This window comes from Dongshaea marina, from assembly GCF_003072645.1.
In the GTDB taxonomy this organism is placed as follows: Bacteria; Pseudomonadota; Gammaproteobacteria; order Enterobacterales; family Aeromonadaceae; genus Dongshaea; species Dongshaea marina.
Map to the genome: position 1 here is coordinate 1,935,377 of NZ_CP028897.1, position 26,620 is coordinate 1,961,996.

The window sequence follows — 26,620 nt, forward strand, 5'->3', positions numbered from 1 at the left end:
GATCACTCCTTCTCTTCCCGGAAACTCTGATCACAGGGATTTATCTTGCCACCCCCCGCAGGCTCCGGGGAGGTGCGTCTTAGTATACCTCTTAATTGATGATAACTGAGTCCCAGTAAACCGGCAGCTCTTCGTTGATTAAATTGGCTCTGCTGCAGGGCTTGTCGGATCATCTGCTGCTCCAGGTCTGCAAGATACTGTTTGAGATTGACCGGGAGTAGAGGGGGGGCCTGATTAGGCTCGGCCTCTTGATCATCCTTGGGCCATTCACATGCGAAGGGATCGATCACCAACTGCTGCAGGGGTTCGTTGGGATCGGCCTGGCGATAGATGCTTCGTTCGATCACATTTTTTAGCTCGCGGATATTACCCGGCCAGGGATAGCCCATGAGCTGCTTCCGGACGCCTTCACTGAGCCCCAGGAAATGTGGATAGTTGAGCTCCTGGGTCATCTCAATGGCAAAGTGTTCGGCCAGTAGCAGAATATCTTGTTGGCGGTGGCGCAGGGGAGGGAGAGTTAGTACGTCAAAGGCCAGCCGGTCCAGCAGATCGGAGCGAAACTCGCCCTGAGCAGCCAGCTTGGGGAGATCCTGGTTGGTGGCACAAACTAGGCGGACATCCACCTTCAGCGGTTGGCGTCCCCCCACTCTTTCAAGCTCACCATACTCGATCACTCTGAGAAGCTTCTCCTGAACCCTGGATGAGCTGGTGGCCAGTTCATCAAGAAACAGGGTTCCGCCATTGGCTCGCTCAAATCGTCCCTTATGTTGCTTGTTGGCACCGGTAAAAGCACCAGCTTCGTGACCAAACAGTTCACTCTCAAGCAGGTTTTCATTGAGTGAGGCACAATTTAGCGAGATGAAGGGCTGGCTCCAGCGCTCGGAGAGGTAATGGAGACGCCGGGCGATATGCTCTTTTCCGGTGCCTCGATCTCCGACGATAAGAGCAGGCTTATCCAGGGGAGCCAGCTGTGAAACCCGCTCCAGCAGGGCCATGAACAGCGGACTCTCTCCGAGCAGGGGGGAGTTGTTTTCGTTGGCACTGGCCATTACAAATTCCTTGGCTAAAATGACCACATTTAGGTCAATTTAAACACTTATTCTTGAGGTTTTCCAGTGGATTAAAATATTTTTTCATAAAAATCAATTAGCTAGTGATTGAGAGCGGTTGGCATCAATTCTGCTCTACAGAGGGAGTGAACCAACCGATGAGGACAGAGCAATGGGTATTTTTTCGCGTTTGGCTGATATTGTGAATTCGAACATCAGTGCTTTGCTGGATAAGGCGGAGGATCCGCAAAAACTGATCCGGCTGATCATTCAGGAGATGGAGGAGCAGCTGGTTCAGGAGCGATCAAACCTTGCGCGTTTTCTGGCGAATCGTAAGTCGATCGAGCGACGGATTGAGGGGCTGGGGGCCCAGATCCTGGAGTGGCAGGCGAAAGCTGAGCTGGCAATCAACCATGGTAAAGAAGATTTAGCTCATGCGGCACTTGTGGAAAAACAAAAACAACAAAGCTTGCTGGAGAGTGTTGAGCATGAGCTTGAGCTGGTGATTGAGTCGGTAGATCAACTGGGAGAGGCGATCGCTCTGCTTCAGGAAAAGCTCAAGGATGCCAGGGAGCGTCAAAAAGCACTGGTTTTACGCCATCAGGCGGCTAGTTCTCGGGTCAAGGTGCAACAGCAGGTTGAAAAGGGAACCAGTCAGCGAGTCTTGGATAAGTTTGAGATGATGGAGCAGAAAATTGAGCGGATGGAGGCTCAGGCTGAGGCGTATAGTGCAACTTCCAGTGAGCTGGAGCAGGAGTTTGAAAAGCTTCAGAGCGATGATAAGGTCAAAGAGGAGTTGGAGGCGCTCAAGAAGAAGCTGGGGCGTGATAGCAAGAGCAAGAAGTGAGAGGATGATTGATGGCTGCACTATTGGAAACTCTGGTGGTACCCCTGTGTATCTTTTTGATCATCGTGGCTCCGGTGTGGTTGGTCCTTCACTATCGGAGTCAGCGGCGTCGCCAGGAGCATCTCGACAAGCAGTCCCTGGAGCGGCTGGATCAGCTATGTGACACGGGCGAGCGATTGCAACACAGAGTTGAGAATCTGGAAGCACTACTGGATGCTGAATTGCCGGGCTGGAGAGAACGTCATGAACGCTAATGGTTATGGGCTATACCGGGATCCGGCCCGAGGTGTTTTGGGAGGCGTGTGTGCCGGCATTGCACGCTATTTTGGTGTCGAGATCTGGGTGATCCGGGTGATTGCAGTCGTTCTGCTGCTGTTCTCAATGCCGATCTCAGTCCTGCTGTATCTGGTGGCCTGGTTGTTTTTAGATAAACGCAGTGATCAATCTTTTGAAAATCCCGGTGGCTACGGGAGTTCACCCTCGGGCCACGGGGGAACGCCCAAAGAGCGATTGCAGCGTATCGAGGATCAGTTAGACGCACTTGAGCCCAGAGTACAGCGACTGGAGCAGGAGCTGACCTCTGAGGCGTTCAATCTGCACCGAAAGTTCAGAGATCTCTAAGCCCAATACCGACAAACCTCCGGCCCCGCCGGAGGTCATCTAGAGCAGATCTCTATCGGGGTTCGCATATCCCGACCTTTTCACAAAAATTAAGCCAATACTCAGAGCGAGTTGTATCTGTCAGGATTTGACCACCCGGGCAGTTGAGTTCGACCCGGTAGGCGTGTAGCAGATGATGGGGCGAGCCAAGAGTCTTGAGATCCTGTTCACTGAGGCCATCTTTACAACGTTTGAGAAAGTAATGGCCCCCGTGTGCATAGATCTTATCACCCACTATGGGATGACCCAGGTGGGCGAGGTGGGCCCGGATCTGATGCTTGCGCCCCGTCAGCAGCTCGCACTCGATGAGGGAGAACCCATCACCGCGTTGCAATACCCTGAACCGGGTTTGAGACTCCTTCCCCTTTTCGTCGGGGTGGCAGATATGCATCTGGCAGCGGATCGGTGAGTCATCCCGGGGACTGAGCTTGCAGCTGAGGGTATAGTGATCCCATTGAGGCTCGCCATGAACGATGGCACGATAGGTTTTGCGAGCCAGCAGGGATTTGAGCCGGGGTTGCCAGCGCTGGGCCGCCTGCTTGTTTTTCCCAAGCAAGATGATCCCCGAGGTTTCTTTATCCAGGCGGTGCAGAAGATGCACATCAGGCCAGGAGGATTCCCGCCCAATGAGTTGCACCAGGGTGTTATACACATTGCGGGTGGTGCGGCTGACCGGTAGTCCGGCAGGCTTATGTACCGCAACCAGCTCACTGTTTTCCCACAATAGTTGCCAGTCGGTGGGGACTTCGGGCTCCTGGTAGCCCCGGATCCGGTAGCTTAGTTTCTGCCCTGGTTGAAGGCGCAGCTCAGCTTCGGCTCGTTTTGTATCCAGGAGCACCGCTCCTTCATTGATGAGGCTTTGCCACTGCTCGCGGGATTGCCTGGGGATGCAGGTTTCAAGGTAGTCCAGTAGGTTGAGCCCGTCAGCGGACTTTGGGGTCTTCGATGAAAACTCTGTAGCGCCAGGGAGTTGGGTATCGGAGGTATTTTGAGTCATGATGCGGGGAGTCAAACTCCCCCGCGCCGGGCACGGGGGAGTGTTTTGCTTACTTACGGCGCCAGCTGGTTCCGTTCGGACCATCTTCCAGCTCGATCCCCATGGCGTTGAGCTTGTCTCGAACCTCGTCAGACAGGGCCCAGTCGCGATCGATACGCGCCTGGTTACGGGTCGCGATCAGGGCCTCGATATGGGCGATCTCATTGCTGTCACTGTCTTCGGCATTCGCCGAGGACTGCAGGAAACGCTGAGGATCCTGCTGCAGTATGCTTAAGATCCCGCCAATGCGCTTGAGGCCTGCGGCAAGGCTTGCGGCCTGTGCCGGCTCTTTGGCCTTGAGGCGGTTGATCTCGGTGACCATATCAAACAGTACAGAGTAAGCTTCCGGCGTGTTGAAATCATCATTCATCGCCAGCTTAAAGCGCTCTTCGAAAGGTGCGATGAGCTCAGGCTGCTCATCGACACTGGTATCCAGATCCCGCAGTGCGGTATAGAGGCGCTCCAGAGAAGCACGGGCCTGCTTGAGGTTTTCCTCGGAGTAGTTCAGCTGACTGCGGTAGTGACCAGACATCAGGAAGAAACGTACCGTCTCAGGATCATAATATTTGAGGACATCACGGATGGTGAAGAAGTTACCCAGAGATTTGGACATTTTCTCCCGGTCGACCATCACCATTCCGGAGTGGATCCAGGTGTTGACGTAAGGGGTGTCAAAGGCGCAGCAGGACTGAGCAATCTCATTTTCATGATGGGGGAACTGTAGATCAGAGCCGCCACCATGAATATCAAAGTGGGTCCCCAGTAGCTTGGAGTTCATCGCGGAACACTCGATATGCCATCCCGGACGACCCGCTCCCCAGGGGGAGTCCCAGCTTGGCTCGCCAGACTTGGACATCTTCCACAGCACAAAATCCAGTGGGTTACGTTTGGCCTCTTCAATCCCAACCCGGGCACCCGCCTGGAGCTGCTCAAGATCCTGACGAGAGAGCTTGCCGTAATCCTTAAAGCTGTCAACGGCAAACAGTACATCACCGTTGTCGGCAACATAGGCGTGTTCACGCTCAACCAGCCGCTCGACAAATGCAATGATCTCAGGGATATAATCGGTGACCCTGGGTTCGATATCAGGGCGGGCGATTCCGAGTGCATCATAGTCTTTGTGCATCTCGGCAATCATGCGGGTGGTAAGCTCTTCGCAGCTTTCACCGTTTTCGTTGGCGCGTGCGATGATCTTATCATCAACATCGGTGACGTTACGCACAAAGGTCAGATCGTATCCCAGGTAACGGAAATAGCGGGTCATCACGTCGAAGGCGACACAGGTTCTGCCATGTCCGATATGGCAGAGATCATAAACGGTGACACCACACACATACATGCCGATTTTTCCCGGAGTGATCGGGGTAAAGGGTTCTTTCTTACGAGTCAGGGTATTGAATATTTGAAGCATTACGTCTATGAACCTTATTTAATTTGCACCTCATTCTAACCCCAAGCGCGGGATAACACGAGTCAAAATCAGGCTTTTGGCTCATCCGGGTCGATCTGCTCTTTTCCCTGAGTTGCGCATAAGATAGAATCGCCGAGATTTTATCTTATTGAGGAATAGCGAATGGTAACCTTACACACCACTTATGGACCGATTAAGCTTGAGCTGTTTGCTGACAAGGCACCGGCGACTGTCGAGAACTTCCTGCAATATTGCCGCGATGGTCACTATGATGGCACCCTGTTCCACCGGGTTATCGATGGCTTTATGGTTCAGGGCGGTGGTTACATGCCAGGCTTTGAAGAGAAGGGCACCCGTAAGCCGGTTAAAAACGAAGCCAACAATGGTGTTTCAAATAAGAAGGGCACCCTGGCGATGGCACGGACCAATGATCCTCATTCTGCGACGGCTCAGTTTTTCATCAATGTGAATGACAACAACTTCCTGGATTTCAAAGCTGAAAATATGCAGGGCTGGGGCTACTGTGTGTTTGGCGAAGTGGCCGAAGGGATGGATGTGGTCGAAAAAATCAAGGGTGTTGCAACTGGCAGCTATGGCTTCCACCAGGACGTACCGGTTGAAGATGTGCTGATCGAGCGCGTTGAAGTCGAGTAATCTTCAGGGGGAGCCTCTTAAGTGGGCTTCCCTGAATCTTTCTCTGTTATAGTCTTACCTGCCGCCTTCCTTCGATTACGCTAATGGGGTCCGAGTGTCACGAGTTCTGCTAATATCTGATCTTCACCTGAGCGAGGAGCGTCCTGGGATCACCGGTAAGCTGGAGCAGTTTCTTCAGGAGCAGACTCCTGAAGCCGATGCTCTCTATGTGTTAGGCGATCTCTTTGATAGCTGGATTGGCGATGATGATCGCAGCTCATTTCACCTGAAAATAGCCGGCCTGTTTAAGGCGGTATCAGACTCTGGTATTCCTCTGTACCTGATGGCTGGTAATCGTGATTTTCTGCTGGGCAAGCGCTACGCCAAGCGTGCTGGGATGCAACTGATAAGCGATCCTCACCTGGCCCGGTTTGATGATAGGCCGGTTCTTCTGACCCATGGCGATCTCTTATGCAGCGATGACGAAGGGTATCAGAAGTATCGGCGTACCGTGCATAAGCCTTGGCTACAGCTACTGTTTCTTAGCTTGCCGCTATGGGTTCGGCGGAAAATAGCTAAAAAGATCCGCGCCTCCAGTGAAGCCGAAAACCAGGAGAAACAGTCCGGGCTGATGGATGTCTCGCCACATACAGTTCTCGACTATCTGGAGCGTTACCAGGTTTGCACCCTGATTCATGGACACACCCACAGGGCTGCAGTTCATCCTCTCAAGCTCGGGGAAGAGAAAGCGCAGAGAATAGTGTTGGGGGATTGGAGTGATACCTGCGGCAGTTATCTTGAATACCAGCATGACGAGTTCACTCTGCACTCCTGTTAAATAGAGATCTATTCCTGGCTACAGAATTCCGAGGTTAGCAGTGGCTCCAGCACATGGGCGATACCGCTGAGCTCATTGCTCAGAGTCACTCGGTCGGCCTGCTCCTTGATATTCTGATCGGCGTTGCCCATGGCCACTCCCATGGCTGCGAGTTGCAACATGCTGAGGTCGTTGTAGTTGTCACCAAAAGCGATCAGCTCCCGGGGCGAGATGTCATCCCTGATCAAACACTGGGCGAGCCGACTCCCCTTGCAGTTCCCGGCCAGGGCGACATCAACCCTGTCATGCCAGGACCATTCACAGCTCAGGGGAAGGGCATCACACAGCTTGCTGACAAGCTGTTGCAACCGGTCGCTATGTGAGTCTGACAGCACAAATTTCCAGATGGTGTCTCCGGCTTGGATTCTTTGCTCAAAGTTTGCGAGATGACGGAGCCTGGGTCTGAGGTTCTCCGGGCGATCCTGGCCATGACGCTGCATGCTCAAAAGGTGCTGTGTCGGCTCCTCATAGGTCATGGCATCGCTGAGATACATCAGCAGGTGGACCCCACTCTTTCGAGCCATCTCAACAATCTTAAGCGCCTGCTCGGGGTTCAGAGGGTTTCCATCGAGAACCTCCTGATTGATCCTGTCATAGCTATAGGCACCGTTACAGCAGATAAGCGGCGTTTCAAGGGCGAGCTCGGCATGGTAGCCGATAGCACTTGAGTGATGGCGTCCGGTTACCAGGTAGATCTGGTACTGCTGCTCACGGGCAACCTGCAACAGTTGACGGGTTTTGGGGTCAATCTGCTGCTGGCTGTTGAGAAGGGTACCATCCAGATCCAGGGCGATAGCGCGATAGGTCATTTTTCACCACCTGTGAAAGAGTTTCGTTCCATGGAGGATCAGCATACCGATCCCTGGGTGGTTTTAAAATGACAGAAGCTGAGTTGTGCTGCCGGGATCAATAAGAGATTGATGTTCGGTGCGTATTTATAAGTTCGACTCCACTGGATTTAGTGGAGTCGAAAGTTGGTCTAACTGTATTTATGTACCCCTAGGATGTAACTACCTGATTCGCCTCACTCTTGGGGATGAGGTCTGTGAGCATCTGGTCGAGCCTTCCTTCAAGTACGGCTACCATGTTTTCCAGCTCCTGCTTTCGGTCGGATGTTTTTGGGGTTGCATCCATGTAAGCTCCCCAGATAGATGAAGCAGATATTTTAGCCGTAGATATACCACTCATATAGGAAGCTGCACTTCCAACCACAGAGGCGGCTGGAGCGGCAAAGCCGGTCCAGATGGTCGCCAGAGTCAGGGCGAGTCTGCTGATGACAGATGTGTTGCGTCCCCAGCTTTTTGCGCTTTCATCACTGCTACCAAGAGTGGTGGCCAATGCATGAACGGCATTGGCCAATGAGTCTCCTCCCATGGCGAGGCCTTCGCCACCACCGGCTTTATTACGCCAGTCATAGAGAGCACATCCGGCATCAGCGATAGATAGCAGAAAAGCAGCACCAGCCAGGGCAACAAGAGGGGCTCCGGTGCCTCCGGTCAAAATGGTTGTCGCTATGGCTAGCCCCAGCGCAACGGTTGATAATCCCAAAGTGATCATCTTATTAACGAACTCTTTTTTTGCTAAATCGATCCCGAGTTGTTTGGCTTCCTTGGTTGCAGCTTCCGCCCTATCCAGAGCCTCATTCGCTTGTTTTTGCAGGCTATCAGTCGGACTCACATCTCTTGGAGGGCTAAGAGAGATATCTTGAACAGTGGTTTGGGTACTTTTATCGACACTTGCTGAGTGCTGAATTGACAGGGAGCCACTGCTCCCGGATATACGTTCCATATTTATTTCCTGTATGTGTTCGTTGGTAAAGGCTACAGCGTGAGTAGCAGGGAGTTTGCCAGCTCTCTTATCTGTTCATGCTCAGGGTCTGAGTAACTTTGCTGGACGGCGGTTTGCAGAGCATCCCTGGCTGATGAGAGCTCTCTGAGCTCGATAAGGCACTGGGCGATTCGGTAGGAGGGCAGGGGATCACAGGCATCCATAAACAGAGCCAGTCCAAAGAAACTCAGGGCATCCTGGTATTGGCCGAGGTTTTGAAGAGTCGAGCCCAGGGCGATATGAAAACGCCGGTCCCAGGGGTTATGGATCACCAGGTAACTGAAATCTTCCAGGGCGCAGGAGTAACAGCCATTTTGGTAGCTATCAAAAGCCCGGGAGTAAACTCTTTCCAGCTCCTGAGGTGAAATATTTTTCAATTCAGCCAGGGACTTTCCCTGCTCCAGCACTTGTTGACAAAAAAGGCTCAGCTCTTTGAAATCACTCATGGGACAACATCTCTTGCTATAGGATCTCTTATCAGTAGATGGTGTCTTTTTTTAAAGAAATAATCTTTTTGAAAAGTTGAAAGGCTATTACTTTTGGGGAGCCAGCTATGGGGCTTTGAGAGATATACTTGTCTCGTTCTCGATTTGGGATCTCGCCTGGGAGAGGCTTTTAATCTCAGTCCCAGGCCTCCTTCTCACTTTTATGAATGCTCAACCACCGCCCGTTTTCGTTTCGGAGTGTGGCGAATGATGTGGATCACCTCCCGCACAAAGGCACATTGGCACTGGTTTTCGCAGCGAGCAAGCAGATCCTTATGCAGGCAGTAGCAAGGGCAGTCGGGGTCACCGGTCTTACGTTCCTGATAGATGGTATGGGGGTAGAGCGCCTTAAAGTCGCAAACCTCAATGGCGATGGTGGAGCCACATCCCTCCTGGCGGTGGGTAAACAGAAACAGTCCCTGCTCCAGATCTGTAAAATCGACCTTATAGCCCTCTAATTCAATACTTGGATCGGCTAAAAACTCTTCACGACAACGCCATCTCTCATGGCAGCAGGGACATTGTTTAAAATGGGATGATGCCATTGATATCTGCTCCTTGAGCTAGCTTGCTCTGCTTTGTTGTTGCTCACTGACAGGGAGCCATACGCTAAAGACACTCCCCGTACCCAGGGTACTTTCTACCCCAATCTTTCCACCGTGCTCTTCCACGATTCCATGGCTGATCGATAGTCCGAGTCCGGTTCCCTTGCCTATGGGCTTGGTGGTAAAGAAGGGGGTGAAAAGCCGTGCCAGGGTTTCGTTGCTCATCCCCTGGCCTGTATCTTCAATCTCGACCACCACAAAGTCTCCATCCCGGCGGCTACGTACGAATATATCTCCCTTACCATCTATCGCCTGAGCGGCATTGACCAGCAGGTTTAAAAAGACCTGTTTAAGTTTACCCTGGCAGCCGTTGACCGGTGGCAGCTCGAGGAGCTCTTTATGGATCTGGCAATGATATTTGAGCTCATTCCAAACCATTCGCAGGGTTGACTCTAATAACTGGTTAATATCGACCCGAAATACTTCGGACTTATCACTGCGTGAGAAGCTGCGAAGGCCCTCAATGATCTCTTGGACTCGCTCAACCCCTTCTAAGGATTCTGTCATCAGGGGCTTGAGATCTTGCAGTACAAAGGCCATATCCTGATCATCGAGATCCTGCATCATCTTGGGTAACTGTTGAGGCAGATCCGCCTCATGCTGATGCTGGTAACAGAAATTAACCAGTTTGAGAAACAGGTGATGGTACCCATTGACGGTATTGAGGTTACTCTTGATAAAGCTCAGGGGGTTGTTGATCTCATGAGCAATACCGGCGGAGAGCACTCCGAGGCTCGCCATCTTTTCGGACTGGAGCAGCTGATCCTGGCTTTGCTGATAATCACCGTTGAGTTTTTCCAGTGCCATGTTTTGCTCTTTGAGGGTGATCTCCCGTTGCTTGATGGCTCTGACCATTCGATTGAAGCTATGCGCCAGCTGATAGATCTCAGTGACCTTGTAGTTTGTTTTGAGGCGCTTTCCTGAGCCACTCCCGGACTGGATCTGGATGATGGCATTTTTCAGCAGCTCTATCGGCCGGCATATATAGCGGGTTGCGTAGTAGTGGGTGATAAAGGCAAATAGCAGGGTGAGTAACCAACCGGCGATGATGAGTCCTATCAGCAGATGGTTACGGGCGGAGTAGAGTTCGGTGGTATCCACCTCAAAGAAGAGATCCGCGCCATGGATATGCAGGCTATTGGATAACTTTGAGGGAGGTGTACTCTTGGCACCAAAGCTGTGGAGCAGTTTCTCCTTATGGAACAGACTAAGCTGCTGCACATTAAGCTCTGACATCTTGTCCAGCACCCGGGTAAAGAAATAAAGAGGCATCTCAATCACCAGGGCTCCCAGGATCTGCTGGCTGTGCTTAACCGGAACCGCAAGGATCCACCCATAGCCTTTCTCAAGCATGACGAGATCGATGAGCTGGCGCTTCTCTCCTCTGAGCAGCTTTGCGAGCTTGGGATCAGACAGGTAGACTGGGTGGGGGTTATTGCTGTACAGAAGTTTCCCGCTGGTATCAAGCAGGCTAAAAACATGCTGTTTGCCATGAAACTCAAGCTCGCTCAGGATCTGAACCGTGGTGTTCAGCTCCTGAGCCGGATTCATAAGCCCCTGGGTCACCAAAGAGAGCCCGGCAAAGTTTTGGAGCATGCTGATCCTGTCATGAAAGAACAGATCCATGTTGCGTAGAATATCGCTGCGGGCATGATGGATAGAGTCCTGTTTTAGCCTGGATATCCCCGAGTTGACCTGAAAGATGGTGAGTAGCAAAAAAATAAGGCCCAAAAGACTCATGCTCAGAACGATTAGCCGGCTCATCAGGCTGACGATACTGATCCTATGCGTTGTTCTGCGGGAGCCGGTTTTTGGGTAGCGTACTCTCATCCAGTGACTCCGGTCCCGGCTCGCTGGGGGTGAGTGAGAGCCCGCTTCATCCTCATGTCTCCTTCATCCCTTCACCGAGTAGTTGAGTGATCTGCTCAAGCAGCTCGTCGCTTTCAAAGGGTTTGGCTATAATCGCGTCTGCACCATGCTCCAGAGCCTGCTGGAGCTTCTCCTCAGCGAGTGCCGAGATCACCAGGATCCGGATATGCTCTGAAACGCTGCGGATCTGCTTAAGGACAGCAAACCCATCCATATCCGGCATCCCCAGATCCAGGGTGACCAGCTGGGGTTTGAATTCGCCTAAGGCAACCCCGGCGCTGAATCCATCGTTGACTTCGCGACACTCGAACTTGTGTCGATGCAACAGTCGGCCGATGGCGTGGGTGACCTCTGGCTCATCATCGACGATCAGTACCCTGGGACGTAACAGGGGCTGAAGCTCCTGAGGCAGCGGCATATTGTGTTGTTGGATAAACTCGATAAAGGCATCCAGGGGGATCCGGTTATTGCCGCGTCCCGGCAGTTTGTAAGCTCGCAGATATCCCTTGTCTATCCAGCGGATGACAGTTCTCAGGTTGACCTGACAATACTGAGCAACCTCTCCTGTGGTCAGCACCTTTTGCTCCATTGCATCCCGCCTTTGGGCTATGGCTCTGTTACAAGGTATAGCCAGCCAAATGCTTTTAGACAAATGTGACACTTGCGTCATCTTGTACTAGTTGTTGTAGATAGATGAATCGCTATGGAGTCCGTCATGGCATCTTGTGCTGAACAGAAAACAGATTACTCATCCTTTGCGATCCTGCTGGTGGATGATGAATCTTTTGTATTACGCTCCTTGCAGCGGTTGATGCGAAGCCTGGGATGCCGGGTGCATATTGCGGAGTCTGCGGCCGATGGGTTGCGCGTATTGGAGCAGGAGACTATCCACCTCATCATCAGTGATATGCGCATGCCCAATATGTCGGGTGCCGAGCTGCTCGCTGAGGTGGCACAAAAGTGGCCGGATACCGAGCGGATCATTTTGACAGGATATGCGGATCTCGACTCTGCCATCGCTTCGATCAATGAGGGGCAGATCCAACGCTATGTTCGCAAGCCCTGGGATGATCGGGAGCTGCTTGGGATCGTGCGTGAATCTCTGGATCTGGTTGCCAAGCGTACCCGGGATAAGCTTCACCGGGTCAAGGCGAGGGAGCAAAACTACAACCTTAAGATGATGAATGACTCCCTCAAGCAAAAAATTGTGGTCAGTAGCTCAAAACTTGAGTCCTATGAACAGAACCTGCAGCGCGCCAATAAGGAGCTTAAGAGCAGTTATCGCTCAACGATCCAGCTATTTAGCTCCCTCATTCACCACAGGATCACCAACAAAGTCGACAATCAACAGATCCTCGCCGAGATTGTGCTGCACATGGCACATCAGCTGGAGTTCAGCGAGGCCGATTGCCGCTCGCTCAACTATGCCTTCATGTTGCGGGATATCGGAAAGATCACCTTTAGAGATGAACTCCTTGAAACCTCTTACTGCAAGCTGGATGTTGAAAAACGCAGTGCCTTTCAGCAGCACCCGGTCAATAGCTTTGAGGCCTTGACCACGATCAAACCCCTGAAAGACGCGGCGCAGTGGGTGTTACAGCACAAGGAATACCTGGATGGAACGGGTTACCCATCTGGCCTTAAAGCGGAGCAGATCCATCCTGCGGCGCAGCTGCTAACCATAGTGAATGACTATGATGAGCTTCAATCCGGGCGCTACTACGCCGAGGATTACAGCTCGGAAAATGCGTTGGCGTTTTTGCAAAAGCGGGCCGGGAGCAAGTATAACGCCCGCTATCTGGAGTTGTTCTCCAAGGTGCTGGATGAGTTTTTCCAGCAGGGGCTGATGTCCCAGGATTGCACGGTTCGCTCGGGTCAGCTCGGCAGTGGTAATCGCCTGAGCCGGGATCTTTTGAACAAGAATAATGAGCGGGTCCTGGCCAAGGGAACTGTCTTGACCAACGCCATGATCCTGCATCTTCGACAGATTGAGAAAAACCAGGGACAGCCACTGGATATCTATGTGGAGCGAAACCAATGAGCCTGAGAGTTCTGATTATTGATGATGAGACGGCAATTCTCTCCTCGCTGCAACGCACGCTGCGACCCTTGCAGGTCGTGGTCACCGCCTGCAGTGATCCCGTTGAAGCCCTGGTGTTGTGTCAGCGGGAGTCGTTTGATCTGGTGATCAGTGATCAGAGGATGCCAAACCTGACAGGAATCGAGTTGCTGCGTAAAGTCCAGCAGCTTCAGCCCCAGTGCAGCCGGATGATCTTAAGTGGCTACACAGATTTTGATTGTGTTGTGGGGGCTTTTAACGATGGTGTGATTGAAAAATTTATCGGTAAACCCTGGGATGACACCGAGCTTAAGCAACTGGTGACCCACAGAATCGAACGCTTGGAGTCAACCCCAAGTGAGCCCGTGGTGGTACAGGAGCGGATCACAGACGAACTCCAGGTCTGTGATGAGATAGCCGAGCCTGCGGCGGGACATCCAGCCCTGAGTTTACGGGCGCGAGAGCAGATCAAGCGCTACCGCTTCGTCAGTTTCCGCCACTACTACCGCACCAAGTCTTTGTGCCGGATCGATTGGGAGATCCCAACCTGGCTATGGTCGAGTCTGTTTTGGGACAGTCACTCGCCCTGGGAGGATTGGCGAGATGTTGGCAGAGGCGGTAGGGGAGAGTAACGACCCAATTGAGATCACAAAGTAGCGCTTCTCTGGCTCAGTTTTCAGGAGGCAAGGATAGGAGTTAGGCATGAGCAAGGGATGGCGAGTGGCTTCCATTGTCCTGTTAACGGCACTGTTGGTGGTTGGGAGTGGCTTTGGGATATACCTGATGACCCGGCCGGCACAGGTAAAAATCCGGCTTGGCTTAGCCCTGCAGCCCGCATCCGCTCTGGTGATGATTGCACTCGAACGAGGCTTTTTTGAGAAACGGGGGCTGCAACCTGTGGTGAGCTCCTATCCCAGTGGTAAGCGAGCCCTGCGCGAGGGGTTATTGACCGGACAAGCGGATGTGGTGACCACAGCGGATGTTCCTTTTGTGGCCGCCGTGCTGGAGCAATTTCCCCTGGTTGCGGTGGGCTCCATTTACTACGCCTATAACATGAACCGAATTGTTGCTCGCCGGGATCTTGGGGTGAATCAAGTCGCCGATCTTCGGGGGAAGCGGGTCGGCACTCAAAAATACTCGGCCGTGCACTACTTCTGGCACCTGTTCCAGCAGCAGCACCAGCTCCAAGCCGAAGAGCAACAGACCCGTTTCTATCGGGCCGAACAGCTGGTGAATAAGTTACAGGCGGGTGATATTGATGCCTTCTCAATGCGTGAACCCTATGTCTCCGAGGCGATACGAAGGATGCCCGACAGAATCCGGGTGTTCTCCTCGCCGGGAACCTACCTGCAGTCTGAACTGGTGGTCGTCAAGCGTTCCTACTCCCGTGACTCTCCCGAGATCATGCAGCGCCTGATGGAGGCTTTGATGGATGCTGAGCGTTACAGTAAGCGGCATCCGGAAAAGGCCAGTGAGATCGTTGCCAGAGCGCTTGGGATCTCCGGAGCGAACCCCATGTTTCTTAATCCCGAGGTGCGTTTTGAGGTCGAGTTTAGCCAGCGTCTGCTGGAGTCTTTATCGGCCCAGGCGCTCTGGATGAGAGGAGGTGACTCAAAGGGGAATGGTGTGTATCTGATGGATGCGATTGATGTATCTCATTTATCACTGCTGGACAGTGAAAAAGTCTCGATTATCTGGTAGCCGGAGGGATCAGGACCATGAAACAAGTCACTCTCAGCACTTTTGCAAAGTATGGAGCAGTGTCTTTTGTGGTATCTGTGGTGGTGTTTAACCTTCTGTTCGTTTTTATCTATACCCGGGAGGTGCAGCACAGTGAGATCCAAAAAAACTATCAGATGATCCAAAAAGACTTCAGGTTGCTGTTCAGGATCACTCATGAGTTGCATCACCTGAATAACAGGCGCGCCTATCTTCAGATGGAAAAACTGATGAAGAGAATTAATCGGGGCCTGAGGACGCTGGATTATTATGAATTCTCTGAATATGAAAAGCGGGCGATGAAGAGCCGACTGCAACGGATGGAGGTTTCGCTGACGGAGCTTGAGTTCTGGGTTGGAAAAGAGAGGCTCTCCTCGGCTCAGGAGAAAAAGCGAGAGCTGCAGATCTCTTTTATTTCGGGGCTTCAGGAGAGCTGTGATGCCCTGCTGATGACGGTCGTTCAGCGCAATGACATGAGCTGGAAGAAAACCCTGCTGCTCAATTATGGCTCCCTGATCCTTCTCATCCTGATCTTCTGCATCTGTGGTCTAATTGGTTTTATCTTTTTATACCGGCGGGTGATTATCCCCCTGACCCGGCTCCGCGGCGCCCTGATCGCCCTGGGAGAGGGACGGTTTGATATCCCGCTCACCTATGCCCGTGATGATGAGATCGGGGCACTGATGAGTAGCTACAACAAGATGCGGCTGCAGTTAAAGGCGAGTACCGAGCAGCTTCGGGAGGCAAATGCGGAGATGGAGTCCTTTTCTTACTCGGTTTCTCATGATCTGCGGGCACCGCTTCGCTCTTTAGATGGCTTTAGTCAGGCGGTACTCGAAGATTATGGGGAATCACTCGATGAGGTTGGCCGGGATTACCTGGAGCGGATCCGCAATGCGGCGAAAAAGATGGGGAGTCTCATCGATGACATCCTGATGTTATCCAGGGTGGGACGGCGCGAAATGAGCTGGCGTGAAAATATCGATCTGCAAACCTTGCTCCAGGGAATTTGGAGTGAGCTAACCAACGAGAGGCTGGGGCCCGAGGTGCAGTTTTCTGTGGAGCCCTGTAATTGCTTGTGTGGTGATCCCGGGCTGATACGGGTCCTGTTTCAGAACCTGCTGGGAAATGCGCTGAAGTTTACCAGCAAGGTGGAGTCCCCTCGTGTGGAGGTAATCTGCTCTGAGGAGGGGGTGATCTGTATCCAGGATAATGGTGCCGGATTCGACACCGGCCGGATTGATAAACTCTTTACACCATTCCAGCGTCTGCATGGCAGTCACGAGTTTGTCGGAAGCGGGATCGGGCTTGCGATCTGTAAGCGGATCGTAAACCGTCACCAGGGAGAGATCTGGGCTGAGAGTGAAGAGGGCCAGGGGGCTCGTTTTTATCTGAGACTGGAGGGAAAGAGCAATGGACAAGGAAGCTAGACATATTTTATTGGTTGAAGATAACCCGGATGATGTCCTGTTAACCCGGCGGGCCATCAAAAAAGCGAAACTACTCAATGAGATGCGAGTTGTGACCGATGGTCAGCAGGCACTCGACTATCTGTTTTGCAAAAACGACTATTCCGAGCGCGATCCCTACGATCTCCCTGGGGTGGTCTTGCTTGATCTTAACCTGCCCAAGGTTGGGGGGCTTGAGGTGTTGGATCAGATCCGTAAGTCACCCCTGACCAAGCTGGTCCCTGTGTGTATTTTGACCTCATCCAAAGAGGAGAGTGATCTGATCCAGGGCTATGAGAAGGGGTGTAATAGCTATGTACGCAAGCCGGTAGATTTCAACGAATTTCTGGATGCGGTCAAGCATATGGGAATGTACTGGATGGTACTCAATGAGTTGCCATCGGAAATTCGATAAGGGGCATCACGGTGAGCTATCAGATCCTGATTGTGGAAGATAACCCAGACGATGCATTTCTGACCCAGCGGCAGTTAAAAAAACAGGGGATGGATGTGAGTTTCCATGTGGTTGACTGTCGTGATGATTATTGCAGAGCCCTGGAAGAGAAGCGTTGGGATGCAATCCTTTCCGACTACAACCTGACCGATTTTACCGGGGGCGATGCGCTGGCTCTTTATAAAGAAACGGAACTCAGCTGCCCCTTTATCATGGTTTCCGGGATGATAGGTGAGGAGAAGGCGGTTCAGCTGATGCGTCTGGGGGCTCATGATTATGTGATGAAGAATAACCTGGAGCGTTTGCCTGGGGTGCTGGAGCGCGAGCTTGGAGAGGCAAAGGTTCGTCAGGAACGGATCATTTATCTTGAAAAACTCAAAGAGAGTGAGCTGCGTCACCGTAACCTTATCTCCATGCTTCCGGATGGGATCGCCCTGGTGTCTCAGGAGGCGATCTTTTATCTCAATGACACGGCGCAACATATTCTCAAGCAGACTCATAAGTCACTTCCGCAGTCATTTGCTTCCCTGCTGATGCCCGATTGTGCCGAGTTTTTTACCAACCAGCTTGCGGAGCTCTTTGAAACAGGCCTGCCCTTTGATGACTTGGAGGTGAAGACACAAAGCAACCTGGATGATCAGCGTTTGCTGCGGATCTCCGGGCGGTTACACAATGATGGGGGACAATCTTCGGCCCAGCTGGTGTTTCGTGATATTACGGATCATCGGGAAAATATGTTTCAGCTCAGGCTATGGAAACATATTAAGGATTATTGCACCGAAGGGATTATGGTCCTGAGTAGTAGCCGCAGTATTTTACTGGCCAACCGAGCCTGCTGCACCATGACGGGGTATTTGTCGGCGGAGCTGGAGGGGCAGGATTACCGCTTCCTGCACGCTGCAATTCAGCCGACCTGTAGTTATCAGGAGATGTGGAACTCACTGGAGCTTGATGGCTACTGGCAGGGGCAGATCATCTGTCTGAGTAAGGATGGTGCCGAATTTCCGGTGTGGATGACATTTTCCTGTGTGAGCAACCAGGAGGGAGATACCACCCATTACATTGCCATGTTTGTGGATATCTCTGAAAAGGAACACACCCGGCGTAAGATTGAGTACCTGGTCTCCCATGATCCCATTACCTCATTGCCGAACCGCGAGCAGTTGATGGAGCTTCTGCGGATCCGAACCCAGGACAGCCGAGGAGCTTTGAAGCTGCGCCCTTCGGTCTGTGTCTGTATCCGCTTTCAGGAGTTCGATAAGTTTCTGGCCCTGTGCGGGATCCAGGCCGGCGATCAGGCGATTTCGGATGCCAGTGTCCGGCTTGGCGAGCTGGTGGAGTGGCGCGGAGAGCTGTTCTATTTCGGCTCTCAGGAGTTTGTGATCGTCACCGATCCCAGCCTCAATGAGAGCGAAGTGATCCTACTCTTAGATAAAATTCAAAGTCGCCTGGCCGAGCCCTATCTGGTAGAGCATCAGGATATGCTGTTAAGCACAGTACTGGGGGTCAGCTGGTTGGGGCGTGATGCCTTTGATGCAGAAGAAGCGATAAGCCATGCTCAGGCCGCCCTGCAGATCGCGGAGTCCCAATCGGAGGGGCTGCGGTTTTTTGAGGCCGATGAAAATGACAGGCTCAAGGATAGTTTCTGGCTGCAAAGAGAGCTTCGCCAGGCGTTGTCGCGCCAGGAATTTGAGCTGGTGTACCAGGCCAAAGCGGATGCCAGAACCGGCGATCTTGTGGGGGCAGAGGCTCTGATCCGTTGGCATCACCCCAGGTTGGGGCTGATCCCTCCGGGCCGCTTCGTACCGATTGCAGAAACCACAGGATCGATCATCGATATTGGTCAATGGATCATCGACCAGTGTTGTCTGCAGATCCGCCAATGGCTCGACGATGGTTTGGTGCCGCCTTGTATCGCGGTGAATGTGGCCGCCCCTCAGATCTGTCAGGGAACCCTGTTCGATGATATATCTAAGGCACTATTGCGCCATGGCTTAAACGGCACCGCCCTTGGGATTGAGGTGACAGAGAGCCTGTTGATAGGTGACCCGCTTCAGGCCAAGCTCATTTTATCTTCGGTACGGGAGCTGGGGGTACAGATCTACCTGGATGATTTTGGGACCGGTTATTCAAGCCTGACCTATCTCAGTGAGTTGCCGATCGATAATCTTAAAATCGATCAATCCTTCATCGCGGATGTCACCAAGAACCGAAACAATGCGGTGATCGCCCTGGCAACCATAGATCTGGCGCATCGTTTGGGCTGTAAGGTGACGGCCGAGGGCGTTGAGGATGAAGGGCAGCTTGATTTTCTCAATAGCAACCAGTGTGATGAGATCCAGGGTTACCTGTTGAGTCAGCCCCTGTCTCCCAACGAGTTTTGCGAAAGATTTCTCAAACAGGGGGTGCCACTACAGGTATTAAGAACTAACAACTGATGGATCCTCTGTATACTTCCGGGGCTACTTTTCGCCCCATAGGAGCAGGGATGGGCTATATCTATACTAAATAGGCGAGCAGGAGAGCTGGAAGCGGACTGTGTCTAACATAATTATCATAGTGACATGTATCCTGATACTGTTTTTGGCACCCGTGGGGCTGCATATCTATGTGGCAACCCAGCGCACCTCTGATTCGACAGAAAGGGAGATACTCAAAACCCGCCATGAAGCCAGAAAGTGTCTGCGGCTGGTGTCGAAAAAGAGATATAAGTCTGCCCTGGTGGTTTGTGAGTCAGCGACCAACAAGAGTAGTGACCCAGCGGTTTTGAGGGCTTATGAAAAGGCGAAAACTGAGCTTCAAAAGAGTGACTAATCCTGTTCGGTTTTGCTGCGGTTTCTAATTCTAAAATCACGTCCGGGCTATTTTCTTCCCCACCCGCGTGAGCTGATGCTCATGTGGAATCCCCACATCTCCTCAGCCTTGCTGATGGAACAAGTTGCCAGCTGCAGAAGCATACTTGCAAGCTCGGCAGGGCACAGCGGGTTTTAAGGGGAAAACCTCATGCCAATCTATCCTGTGTTTAACTACCATTGCTCTATAGCTGGCGGCCGCTTGCAACGGTTCTCCAGGCCTCTGGTCGCCGGCTGTGTCGAATTCTACCACTGTGATCCCCATCCTCAGGGTGGGGATTTTTTATCTCTCATCCCTCTATCTGGCCTACTCCGTGCTAGTACCTGTTTGGAGCCAACTATTTGACTGGAGCAGGTATGAACGCACGACAGAGGCTAGTCCAGGCTCTCAAAGAGATTGAAGCCGAGGAGGGAGTCGAAGTTGCAAGTACAATCCTGGCTGCATCGCTTTTGACCATCGCAGAGAGAGCCTCAGATGGCCGGATGTCATGGGCCATTGATTCCGGGATTGTGAGCGGTGAGCTGGTGGCTGAGATCAGGCAGAAACTTGTAATCAATTAGAGACAGGATAAGGGTTCAGGGATGATGGAGCTTGGATGGGATACTCATAATATCTGGAACAGGGCTCAGGATCTCTTACTGGAGGTCAGAGCTGAGAAACAAAGAGCCTGGCTTACCACATTAAACCAGACCTATTGCTATCTGGTGGAGATCACGGCTGCCGATGAGCACAGTTTTAAGGGAGAGGTTAAGAAGATCATTCCCGGACTGAACTATCCAACCCGGGGGGCTGCGAATCCCGGGTTACCTAAGCATACCGGAATGGAGGCTCAATTCTCGGCGAAGCATATCCTTGATGTGTCGGACTTTTTTTAACGGGTGCAGAGGGTTCCTGACTTTGTTGATCTGAGTCGTATGGCTCACTTTGTGGGTCTATACTAAAACTGTGACAAAAACCTGTCAGATCTGACAATGGAGTCTTGATGCAGGGATTCAAAAAATGCTCAATGTGCTCTCATCAATGGAAAACCAGAGCCGAGTTTATTGCTGATCCCTATGTCATCCTCATTGGATACAAGGCCGACTTTCAGAATCTTGACGAAGGGTTATTCCTGTTTACTCATCAGACCGGGGAGTGTCAGTCTACCTTGGCCCTTGAGGTCGGGGGTTTTAAAGATCTCTACCATGGCGCTCTTTACACCGAGCGCAAAGCCGGTGGCCCGGAGTGCCCGCTCTACTGCCAAGATGTGAACCAGCTAGTCAGGTGCCAGGCAAAGTGTGAGTGTGCTTACATCCGGGAGGTGATGCAGATTTTCAGATCTGAAAAAGATCTCAAGAACGAGGAGCCCTCTTAACCCTGCTGTTTTAGCACTTGGTGGTCATTTAGATGCCCGGGATGATTCAGTGGGCCGGGTTTTGTGTCATTTCTGTCAATTGCCCTGTACAGGCAAACTCTCTATGTTGAGCCTCTTTAGGATAGCACGGGGCTATGGATGGCTATCGAGATTATCAATTGGATCAACCTAGGATTTGGCTTTTTTGCAATACTCTACCTATCCATCAACTTCATGGGCTGGATAGAACAATTATGGTGCGACATGGGGGAGAGTGCTTCTAACCAGAGCCCGGCACGCGGGGTTTTAGAGTATTCAGCTTTCTACATCGGTGTGATCTTTTTAACCGCTTTGCTCTGGTGGATCTACTTTTCGTGGTTGGAGCAGCTTAGCGGGATGGAGTTTTTTGATTTATAAGCAACCCGGGATAATCCGAAAGTGTTCTAGTGAGTGATGTGTCACGAAACCCCTTATACAACAGGGCCCTGTTATCGTTCGGTGCTATGCTGTAAGTAACAACCCGCATGTTTTGTAAGAGTGCTTTGGCTCCCTGCCGTTGAGGTAGGGAGCCGGGGCTCGTCGTTGAGGATGCATGATGAGTGACTTTTCAAAGACATTGCTGAATATTCGTCGTCTGCGTTCCCACTGCCGAAAATTGACGCTTGAGCAGCTTGAAATGGGCGTGAAAAAGCTGAGCCGGTTGGTTGAAGAGCTGAGGTGCGATCAGGAGCGCGAGGCCGAGTCTCGTTCCCGTCAAAAAATGAATATTGCGCAATACCTTCAAAACAGACTTGCAGATGGCATCAGTCCAGGAGATCTGTTTAAACAACTCAATGGTAAAAGTAGTAAACATCCGGCGCGTTACCGTTACTGGGATGAGCGAGGTGTCATCCACACCTGGAATGGCTATGGACGTCAGCCTCAGGTGATTCAACGCGCTTTACACGAGGGGCATCGTCTGGATGAGTTTTTAATCAGGTTGTGAGGGCTGCTGTATGGGGATCATCGACCTTCGTTGTTATGAATGCATGGGCTCCGGGCTTGATCATCAGGAGATGTCTCGCTGTCGGATCTGCAAGGGACATGGCGAGTTTGACAGTGAGTATGAGCTGCTACAAGCCGTCATTCGCCAGGCGGAAGAGAAACAACTGGTCGTGATTGAGCGGATTTGTGAATTAGTGTTCAGCCGAGTTCAGCAGGCGCTACATACGGATAATGGCTGGGTGAAATCGAAGAGCGAACGCCACCAGGAGCTGTGTGATGTTTTTTTTGCGCCGAGCCATAATCAGCTGATGATGCCCTGGGATGCCTGGGAGATCTATGCTCTGTATCGTGGTGTTTCGGGAGCGCTCTCCCGGTTGGGAGCTCAGGTGATGCAGCAGTGCCATGAGCACCAGTGGCAAAGGTATGCCAATGAAGTTGGCCACCGCAGTGCCCTGCGGATGATCCGCCGCGCCAAGCGAACGCCGAAAAAAACAGCCGAGCGCTGGCAGTATCTGTTATCTGAGAGTTGGATGGATCAAGAGGGACAAACATCCTGAGAAGAAGCGGTTTGTCCCGATGTTCCGTTTGCTACTCATCTCTGTCATAGCTACGCTGCACCAGCTTCCAGTGGTGCTCGGGATCCCGGGTCTTAGGAAGTGCTCCATCAACCATCACCCGAAGATAATTATCCAGAAGATTTCCATCCTGATCTATCTCTTGGTATAGATCGCCAGCTCTGGCCTCTTGTTCAGGACTTTTGATGACCATGCTATCGCCTCCATTAACCTGCTCACTAAAAGTTTAGTGGATCCTGGCTGACTCACCCACAGGATGAATTCTGCTTCTAACTCCCCAGCTGGCTGCAACAGAGATTGCTGCTGTCGGGGGAGTTTGTTACATTTGCAGTTCCTCTTTTTTTTTGAGTTACCTATGAAGGTTTTTTGCCGGTTAGCCTGGTTTTTTAAACGTTATTGGCGTCGTTATCTGGCTGCCGTGTCGCTGCTATTTCTGGTTGCCTTGCTCAACTTGATCCCACCCTGGATCGTCGGACGGGTGGTTGACCGGTTCCTGCACCAGGGGCTGAGTGGCGCACAATTTCTGCTATTCATCGGGAGCTTGCTGTTAATTGGACTGGCGGTGTACGCCCTTCGCTATCTGTGGCGAGTGTTACTGTTCGGGGCTTCCTATCGGCTGAGCTTCTTATTGCGCAATCAGCTCTACCAACACTTTCTGGCGATGGACCGGGGGTTTTTCCGCAAGCACAATACCGGCGAGTTGATGGCCCATGCCACCAATGATGTACAGGCGGTCGAGATGGTCGCGGCCCAGGGGATCCTGACCCTGGTTGACTCCCTGGTGATGGGCTCTATGGTGCTGGTGGTGATGGCCAGTGGCTATAGCTGGCAACTCACGATCCTGAGCTTACTGCCGCTGCCCGTCATGGCGTACCTGACCCGACGTCTCGGGCAACAGATCTACTGCGGGTTTCATGAGTCTCAACATGTATTTTCCGAGCTCAACAATAAGGTACAGGAGAGCCTGTCTGGGATCCGGGTGCTTAAATCCTTTGCCGTCGAATCCCTTGAACAGGAGAGTTTTTCAAGGCTAACCCGACAGGCGATGGCTGCCAATATGCGAGTGGCCCGTTTAGACGCACGGTTTGGGCCGGTGATCCACCTGTGTGTGGCGTTTTCTTATCTGTTCGCAGTTGCCGGTGGTGGTTATCTCATTGTGGATAAACAGATGACCCTGGGAGAGTTGACCAGTTTTACTCTCTATCTGGGGCAGCTGATCTGGCCGATGTTTGCTCTGGCCTGGCTATTTAATCTTCTTGAGCGGGGCAATGCATCAAGTGAGCGGATTGAGCGCCTGCTGGCCGAACACAGCCGGGTCGCAGAACCAAAGTCACCCCGCGAGTTTGCCAGTCATTTTCCCTTGGAGGCACGGGGGCTTGGATATCATTATGGATCTGATGAGTTTTCCCTTAGCGGCATCGACTTTTCTTTGCAACCCGGGCAGATGTTGGGGCTGGTTGGCAGAACCGGGGCGGGCAAGAGCTCTTTGCTGCAGCTTTTGATGCGCCTGGACGATCCCTCCCGGGGGCAGATCTTGCTTGGGGGTGTTCCCCTGAGCCAGCTGCCTTTAGCTCAGGTGCGGACCCAATTTGCCTGTGTTCCGCAGCAGGCATTTTTGTTTTCAATGACCATCGCTGAAAATATCGCCATCGGCAAGTCCGGCGCCACCCAGGAGGAGATCGAGTGGGCCGCCCGAATCGCCTGCGTGGATCAGGATATTTGCCGACTTGAGCACGGCTATCAAACCCAGGTTGGTGAGCGTGGTGTCACCCTGTCCGGCGGGCAGAAGCAGCGTATCGCCATTGCCCGGGCGCTGTTACTGGATGCTCCCTACCTTATTCTGGATGATGCTCTGTCCGCGGTGGATGCGCGAACTGAGCATCTGATCCTCAATCATCTGCTCAATGCCTGTCAGGATAGGGCGCTGATTATCGCATCCCATCGCATGTCTGCGGTTGAGCTGGCGAGTGAAATTCTGGTGTTAGAGCGGGGCGCTATCACAGAGCGGGGCACCCATCAGCAGCTGATGATGAATTTGGGCTGGTATGCCCGAATGGTTCGTTTTCAGCGAATTGAGCAGGATCTGGAGGCATGATGGGCGGAGCGATTGGTCGGTTATTTAGTTACTGTCGCGGGCAGAAGCGCCTGTTGTTGTGGGGAGGCGGGTTACTTCTCATCGCTACCGTCGGGGAGGTGACCGGCCCCATTCTGATCAAGATATTTATCGATGATTACCTGACCCCGATGAAGCTTGAACGCAGTCCGCTGCTGTGGCTGACCGTCGGCTATTTGGTGTTGAAATTGATGACGGCTTTTAGCTCCTGGCTCCAGTCTATCCTGTTTAGTCAGGCTGCGGAAAATATCGTGGTGTCGATTCGAACTGAGGTTTTCACAACCGCGATACAGCTTCCCGCCAGTTACTATGACAGGGCCCAGACAGGTCAGCTGCTCTCGCGGATCACCAATGATACCCAGGCGATCGTGACCTTCTATCAGCAGGTGATCAACACCTTCTTACAGCACTCAGTGCTATTAGTGGGGACCCTGGTGGCGATGGCGCTGCTCGATTGGCAGATGATGCTGATCTGTTTTGTGATGTTACCGCTGCTGATCCTGGTGATGATGATCTATAAGCGGCTCAGTGCGCCGATTTTTCGAAAAGTCCGGGCTCTTCTCGGGGATATCAACGCACGGGTGAGTGAGTCCCTGCAGGGTATCGAGGTGATTCGCTTGATGGCTCAGGAGCAGCGATTTAGCAGTGAATTCAGCGAGCTCAATGACAGGCACCGGCTGAGCCGGATGCGTAGCATCAAAATCGATGGTCTGCTGCTAAGACCCCTGGTCGATCTGGTAAAAATATTTGCGACCATAGGTTTGTTGTGGCTGTTTGTCACTCCCGAACTGTCGGGTGGGATCAAGGTTGGTGTCCTGTACGCCTTTTTGAGTTATTTGGGCCGGATGCTTGAGCCTGTGATTGAGATGATGAGTCAGTTTAGTCAGCTTCAGCAGTCCGCTATCGCCAGTGAGCGGGTGTTTGCCCTGATGGATGAAGCTGTCGAGAGCGACTCAGGCCAGCCCCTGGAGTCTATTGAGGGGCGGGTTGACTTCAAAGCGGTGAGCTTTGCCTATCAGGAGCCAAGCTGGATCTTACAGGGGGTTAGCTTTTCGCTGGAGCCCGGCAAGATGCTGGCGATCGTCGGTCAGACCGGCTCCGGAAAATCGACTATCATCAGTCTGCTGATGGGTTTTTATCCTTTTCAACATGGTGAGATCTCAATCGACCATCAGTCTCTGGGGAGCGTTTCCAGCCAGTCTCTTCGAAGACAGGTTGGTCTGGTGCAGCAGGATCCTTTCATCTTCAATGCAACCCTGGCGGATAATATCAGTCTCAAGCGTGATGGGATTGATGAGGCTTGGATCTGGAGGGCTTTAGAGCGGGTACAGCTAGCAGAGTACGTGAAGAGCCTGCCTGAGGGGCTGCAAACCCAAATGGATGCCGGTGGAGCGAACTTCTCGGCCGGTCAGCGTCAGCTACTCTCCTTTGCCAGGGCTCTGGTCACTGAGCCAAAATTGCTGATCCTGGATGAGGCGACCGCCAGTGTCGACAGTCAGACTGAAGCGGCACTGCAGCGTATCCTGAGTGAGCTTCGCCAGCAATGTACCCTGCTGGCGATTGCTCATCGATTGTCCACCATTAGCGATGCCGATGAGATCATCCTGCTCGCTCACGGTGAAATTGTGGAGCGGGGCAAGCACCTTGAGTTGATGGAGCGCGAGGGCCACTACGCCAACCTCTACCAGATGCAACAGGGGCTGGTAAATGGCGGTGGCTAACCGCTGCGTTGCGCAATTGCCTGGCCGCGGGCAGCGGGAAGAGAGTATTGCTTGTCCAATAC

The 26,620-nt window shown here is 52.4% G+C and carries 30 protein-coding genes; 20 read left to right on the top strand and 10 right to left on the bottom strand.

Annotation, left to right across the window (positions count from 1 at the left end; genetic code table 11):
- Window positions 1–2: 2 nt before the first annotated feature.
- Entirely contained in the window at window positions 3–1,049 is a 1,047-nt protein-coding gene (pspF, locus tag DB847_RS09320; RefSeq protein ID WP_108650432.1) for a phage shock protein operon transcriptional activator, read from the bottom strand.
- Window positions 1,050–1,221: 172 nt separating this feature from the next.
- On the opposite strand from pspF, the gene pspA reads away from it, so the two are divergent.
- From pspA to pspC, 3 genes are read left to right on the top strand one after another with little or no spacing between them, the layout of a single operon-like run.
- Window positions 1,222–1,896 (top strand): phage shock protein PspA, encoded by a 675-nt coding sequence (gene pspA, locus DB847_RS09325; protein ID WP_108650433.1) that lies wholly within the window; start codon window positions 1,222–1,224, stop codon window positions 1,894–1,896.
- An 11-nt stretch (window positions 1,897–1,907) separates the two neighbouring features.
- The gene (gene pspB, locus DB847_RS09330) at window positions 1,908–2,150 is read left to right on the top strand and encodes an envelope stress response membrane protein PspB (RefSeq protein WP_199911781.1); all 243 of its coding nucleotides are present in this window, start codon (window positions 1,908–1,910) and stop codon (window positions 2,148–2,150) included.
- On the top strand, window positions 2,140–2,517 hold the full coding sequence (gene pspC / locus DB847_RS09335) for an envelope stress response membrane protein PspC (RefSeq protein WP_159084504.1): 378 nt from the start codon (window positions 2,140–2,142) through the stop codon (window positions 2,515–2,517). Before pspB ends, pspC begins: the two co-directional genes overlap by 11 nt.
- A gap of 52 nt (window positions 2,518–2,569) precedes the next feature.
- Here the strand turns inward: pspC and DB847_RS09340 are convergent, their stop codons facing one another.
- Entirely contained in the window at window positions 2,570–3,553 is a 984-nt protein-coding gene (locus DB847_RS09340) for a pseudouridine synthase (RefSeq protein WP_159084505.1), read from the bottom strand.
- A 49-nt stretch (window positions 3,554–3,602) separates the two neighbouring features.
- Complete coding sequence (gene cysS, locus DB847_RS09345) at window positions 3,603–5,003, bottom strand: cysteine--tRNA ligase (protein ID WP_108650436.1); 1,401 nt, start codon at window positions 5,001–5,003, stop codon at window positions 3,603–3,605.
- Between the two features lie 162 nt (window positions 5,004–5,165).
- On the opposite strand from cysS, the gene DB847_RS09350 reads away from it, so the two are divergent.
- Window positions 5,166–5,657 (top strand): peptidylprolyl isomerase, encoded by a 492-nt coding sequence (locus DB847_RS09350; RefSeq protein WP_108650437.1) that lies wholly within the window; start codon window positions 5,166–5,168, stop codon window positions 5,655–5,657.
- A gap of 94 nt (window positions 5,658–5,751) precedes the next feature.
- Window positions 5,752–6,474, top strand: a complete 723-nt coding sequence (locus tag DB847_RS09355) for a UDP-2,3-diacylglucosamine diphosphatase (RefSeq protein ID WP_108650438.1) — start codon at window positions 5,752–5,754, stop codon at window positions 6,472–6,474.
- 8 nt (window positions 6,475–6,482) lie between these two features.
- Here the strand turns inward: DB847_RS09355 and DB847_RS09360 are convergent, their stop codons facing one another.
- The 6 genes from DB847_RS09360 to DB847_RS09385 all read right to left on the bottom strand — a co-directional run bounded on the left by DB847_RS09360 (window position 6,483) and on the right by DB847_RS09385 (window position 11,888).
- Entirely contained in the window at window positions 6,483–7,322 is an 840-nt protein-coding gene (locus tag DB847_RS09360) for a pyridoxal phosphatase (protein ID WP_108650439.1), read from the bottom strand.
- Between the two features lie 190 nt (window positions 7,323–7,512).
- Window positions 7,513–8,301: a hypothetical protein gene (locus tag DB847_RS09365; RefSeq protein WP_108650440.1), complete on the bottom strand. Its 789-nt coding sequence runs from the start codon at window positions 8,299–8,301 to the stop codon at window positions 7,513–7,515.
- A 32-nt stretch (window positions 8,302–8,333) separates the two neighbouring features.
- On the bottom strand, window positions 8,334–8,786 hold the full coding sequence (locus DB847_RS09370; RefSeq protein ID WP_108650441.1) for a SycD/LcrH family type III secretion system chaperone: 453 nt from the start codon (window positions 8,784–8,786) through the stop codon (window positions 8,334–8,336).
- A 200-nt stretch (window positions 8,787–8,986) separates the two neighbouring features.
- Window positions 8,987–9,370: a hypothetical protein gene (locus DB847_RS09375; protein WP_108650442.1), complete on the bottom strand. Its 384-nt coding sequence runs from the start codon at window positions 9,368–9,370 to the stop codon at window positions 8,987–8,989.
- An 18-nt stretch (window positions 9,371–9,388) separates the two neighbouring features.
- Complete coding sequence (locus DB847_RS09380; RefSeq protein ID WP_108650443.1) at window positions 9,389–11,260, bottom strand: sensor histidine kinase; 1,872 nt, start codon at window positions 11,258–11,260, stop codon at window positions 9,389–9,391.
- Between the two features lie 52 nt (window positions 11,261–11,312).
- Window positions 11,313–11,888 carry a response regulator gene (locus tag DB847_RS09385; protein ID WP_108650444.1) on the bottom strand — a complete coding sequence of 192 codons (576 nt, stop codon included), beginning with the start codon at window positions 11,886–11,888 and terminating at the stop codon, window positions 11,313–11,315.
- A 126-nt stretch (window positions 11,889–12,014) separates the two neighbouring features.
- Here DB847_RS09385 and DB847_RS09390 point away from each other — a divergent pair, with 126 nt between their 5' ends.
- The 13 genes from DB847_RS09390 to DB847_RS09455 all read left to right on the top strand — a co-directional run bounded on the left by DB847_RS09390 (window position 12,015) and on the right by DB847_RS09455 (window position 22,706).
- Window positions 12,015–13,340 (top strand): HD domain-containing phosphohydrolase, encoded by a 1,326-nt coding sequence (locus tag DB847_RS09390; protein WP_159084506.1) that lies wholly within the window; start codon window positions 12,015–12,017, stop codon window positions 13,338–13,340.
- A complete protein-coding gene (locus DB847_RS09395) occupies window positions 13,337–13,990 on the top strand; it encodes a response regulator (RefSeq protein WP_108650446.1) in 654 nt (217 codons plus the stop codon). The genes DB847_RS09390 and DB847_RS09395 overlap by 4 nt, the downstream gene beginning before the upstream one ends.
- A 70-nt stretch (window positions 13,991–14,060) precedes the next feature.
- Entirely contained in the window at window positions 14,061–15,059 is a 999-nt protein-coding gene (locus tag DB847_RS09400; RefSeq protein WP_108650447.1) for an ABC transporter substrate-binding protein, read from the top strand.
- A gap of 17 nt (window positions 15,060–15,076) precedes the next feature.
- A complete protein-coding gene (locus DB847_RS09405) occupies window positions 15,077–16,507 on the top strand; it encodes a sensor histidine kinase (RefSeq protein WP_108650448.1) in 1,431 nt (476 codons plus the stop codon).
- Entirely contained in the window at window positions 16,491–16,940 is a 450-nt protein-coding gene (locus DB847_RS09410) for a response regulator (protein ID WP_108650449.1), read from the top strand. The genes DB847_RS09405 and DB847_RS09410 overlap by 17 nt, the downstream gene beginning before the upstream one ends.
- 11 nt (window positions 16,941–16,951) lie before the next feature.
- Window positions 16,952–19,417, top strand: coding sequence for an EAL domain-containing protein (locus DB847_RS09415; RefSeq protein ID WP_108650450.1), 2,466 nt, complete (start codon window positions 16,952–16,954; stop codon window positions 19,415–19,417).
- A 100-nt stretch (window positions 19,418–19,517) separates the two neighbouring features.
- Window positions 19,518–19,793 carry a hypothetical protein gene (locus DB847_RS09420; RefSeq protein WP_159084507.1) on the top strand — a complete coding sequence of 92 codons (276 nt, stop codon included), beginning with the start codon at window positions 19,518–19,520 and terminating at the stop codon, window positions 19,791–19,793.
- A 395-nt stretch (window positions 19,794–20,188) separates the two neighbouring features.
- A complete protein-coding gene (locus tag DB847_RS09430; RefSeq protein WP_108650453.1) occupies window positions 20,189–20,392 on the top strand; it encodes a hypothetical protein in 204 nt (67 codons plus the stop codon).
- Between the two features lie 21 nt (window positions 20,393–20,413).
- Complete coding sequence (locus DB847_RS09435; RefSeq protein ID WP_108650454.1) at window positions 20,414–20,707, top strand: hypothetical protein; 294 nt, start codon at window positions 20,414–20,416, stop codon at window positions 20,705–20,707.
- A gap of 107 nt (window positions 20,708–20,814) precedes the next feature.
- Entirely contained in the window at window positions 20,815–21,186 is a 372-nt protein-coding gene (locus DB847_RS09440) for a hypothetical protein (protein WP_108650455.1), read from the top strand.
- Window positions 21,187–21,324: 138 nt separating this feature from the next.
- A complete protein-coding gene (locus DB847_RS09445; protein WP_108650456.1) occupies window positions 21,325–21,582 on the top strand; it encodes a hypothetical protein in 258 nt (85 codons plus the stop codon).
- A 178-nt stretch (window positions 21,583–21,760) separates the two neighbouring features.
- A complete protein-coding gene (locus DB847_RS09450) occupies window positions 21,761–22,150 on the top strand; it encodes an H-NS family histone-like protein (RefSeq protein ID WP_159084508.1) in 390 nt (129 codons plus the stop codon).
- Window positions 22,151–22,160: 10 nt separating this feature from the next.
- Window positions 22,161–22,706, top strand: a complete 546-nt coding sequence (locus DB847_RS09455; protein WP_108650458.1) for a hypothetical protein — start codon at window positions 22,161–22,163, stop codon at window positions 22,704–22,706.
- Between the two features lie 31 nt (window positions 22,707–22,737).
- Here DB847_RS09455 and DB847_RS09460 read toward each other — a convergent pair whose 3' ends face one another.
- A complete protein-coding gene (locus DB847_RS09460) occupies window positions 22,738–22,917 on the bottom strand; it encodes a hypothetical protein (protein WP_108650459.1) in 180 nt (59 codons plus the stop codon).
- 162 nt (window positions 22,918–23,079) lie between these two features.
- On the opposite strand from DB847_RS09460, the gene DB847_RS09465 reads away from it, so the two are divergent.
- Both DB847_RS09465 and DB847_RS09470 read left to right on the top strand, forming a co-directional pair.
- The gene (locus DB847_RS09465) at window positions 23,080–24,819 is read left to right on the top strand and encodes an ABC transporter transmembrane domain-containing protein (RefSeq protein ID WP_108650460.1); all 1,740 of its coding nucleotides are present in this window, start codon (window positions 23,080–23,082) and stop codon (window positions 24,817–24,819) included.
- Entirely contained in the window at window positions 24,819–26,558 is a 1,740-nt protein-coding gene (locus DB847_RS09470) for an ABC transporter ATP-binding protein (RefSeq protein ID WP_108652948.1), read from the top strand. Before DB847_RS09465 ends, DB847_RS09470 begins: the two co-directional genes overlap by 1 nt.
- Window positions 26,559–26,620: the final 62 nt, after the last annotated feature.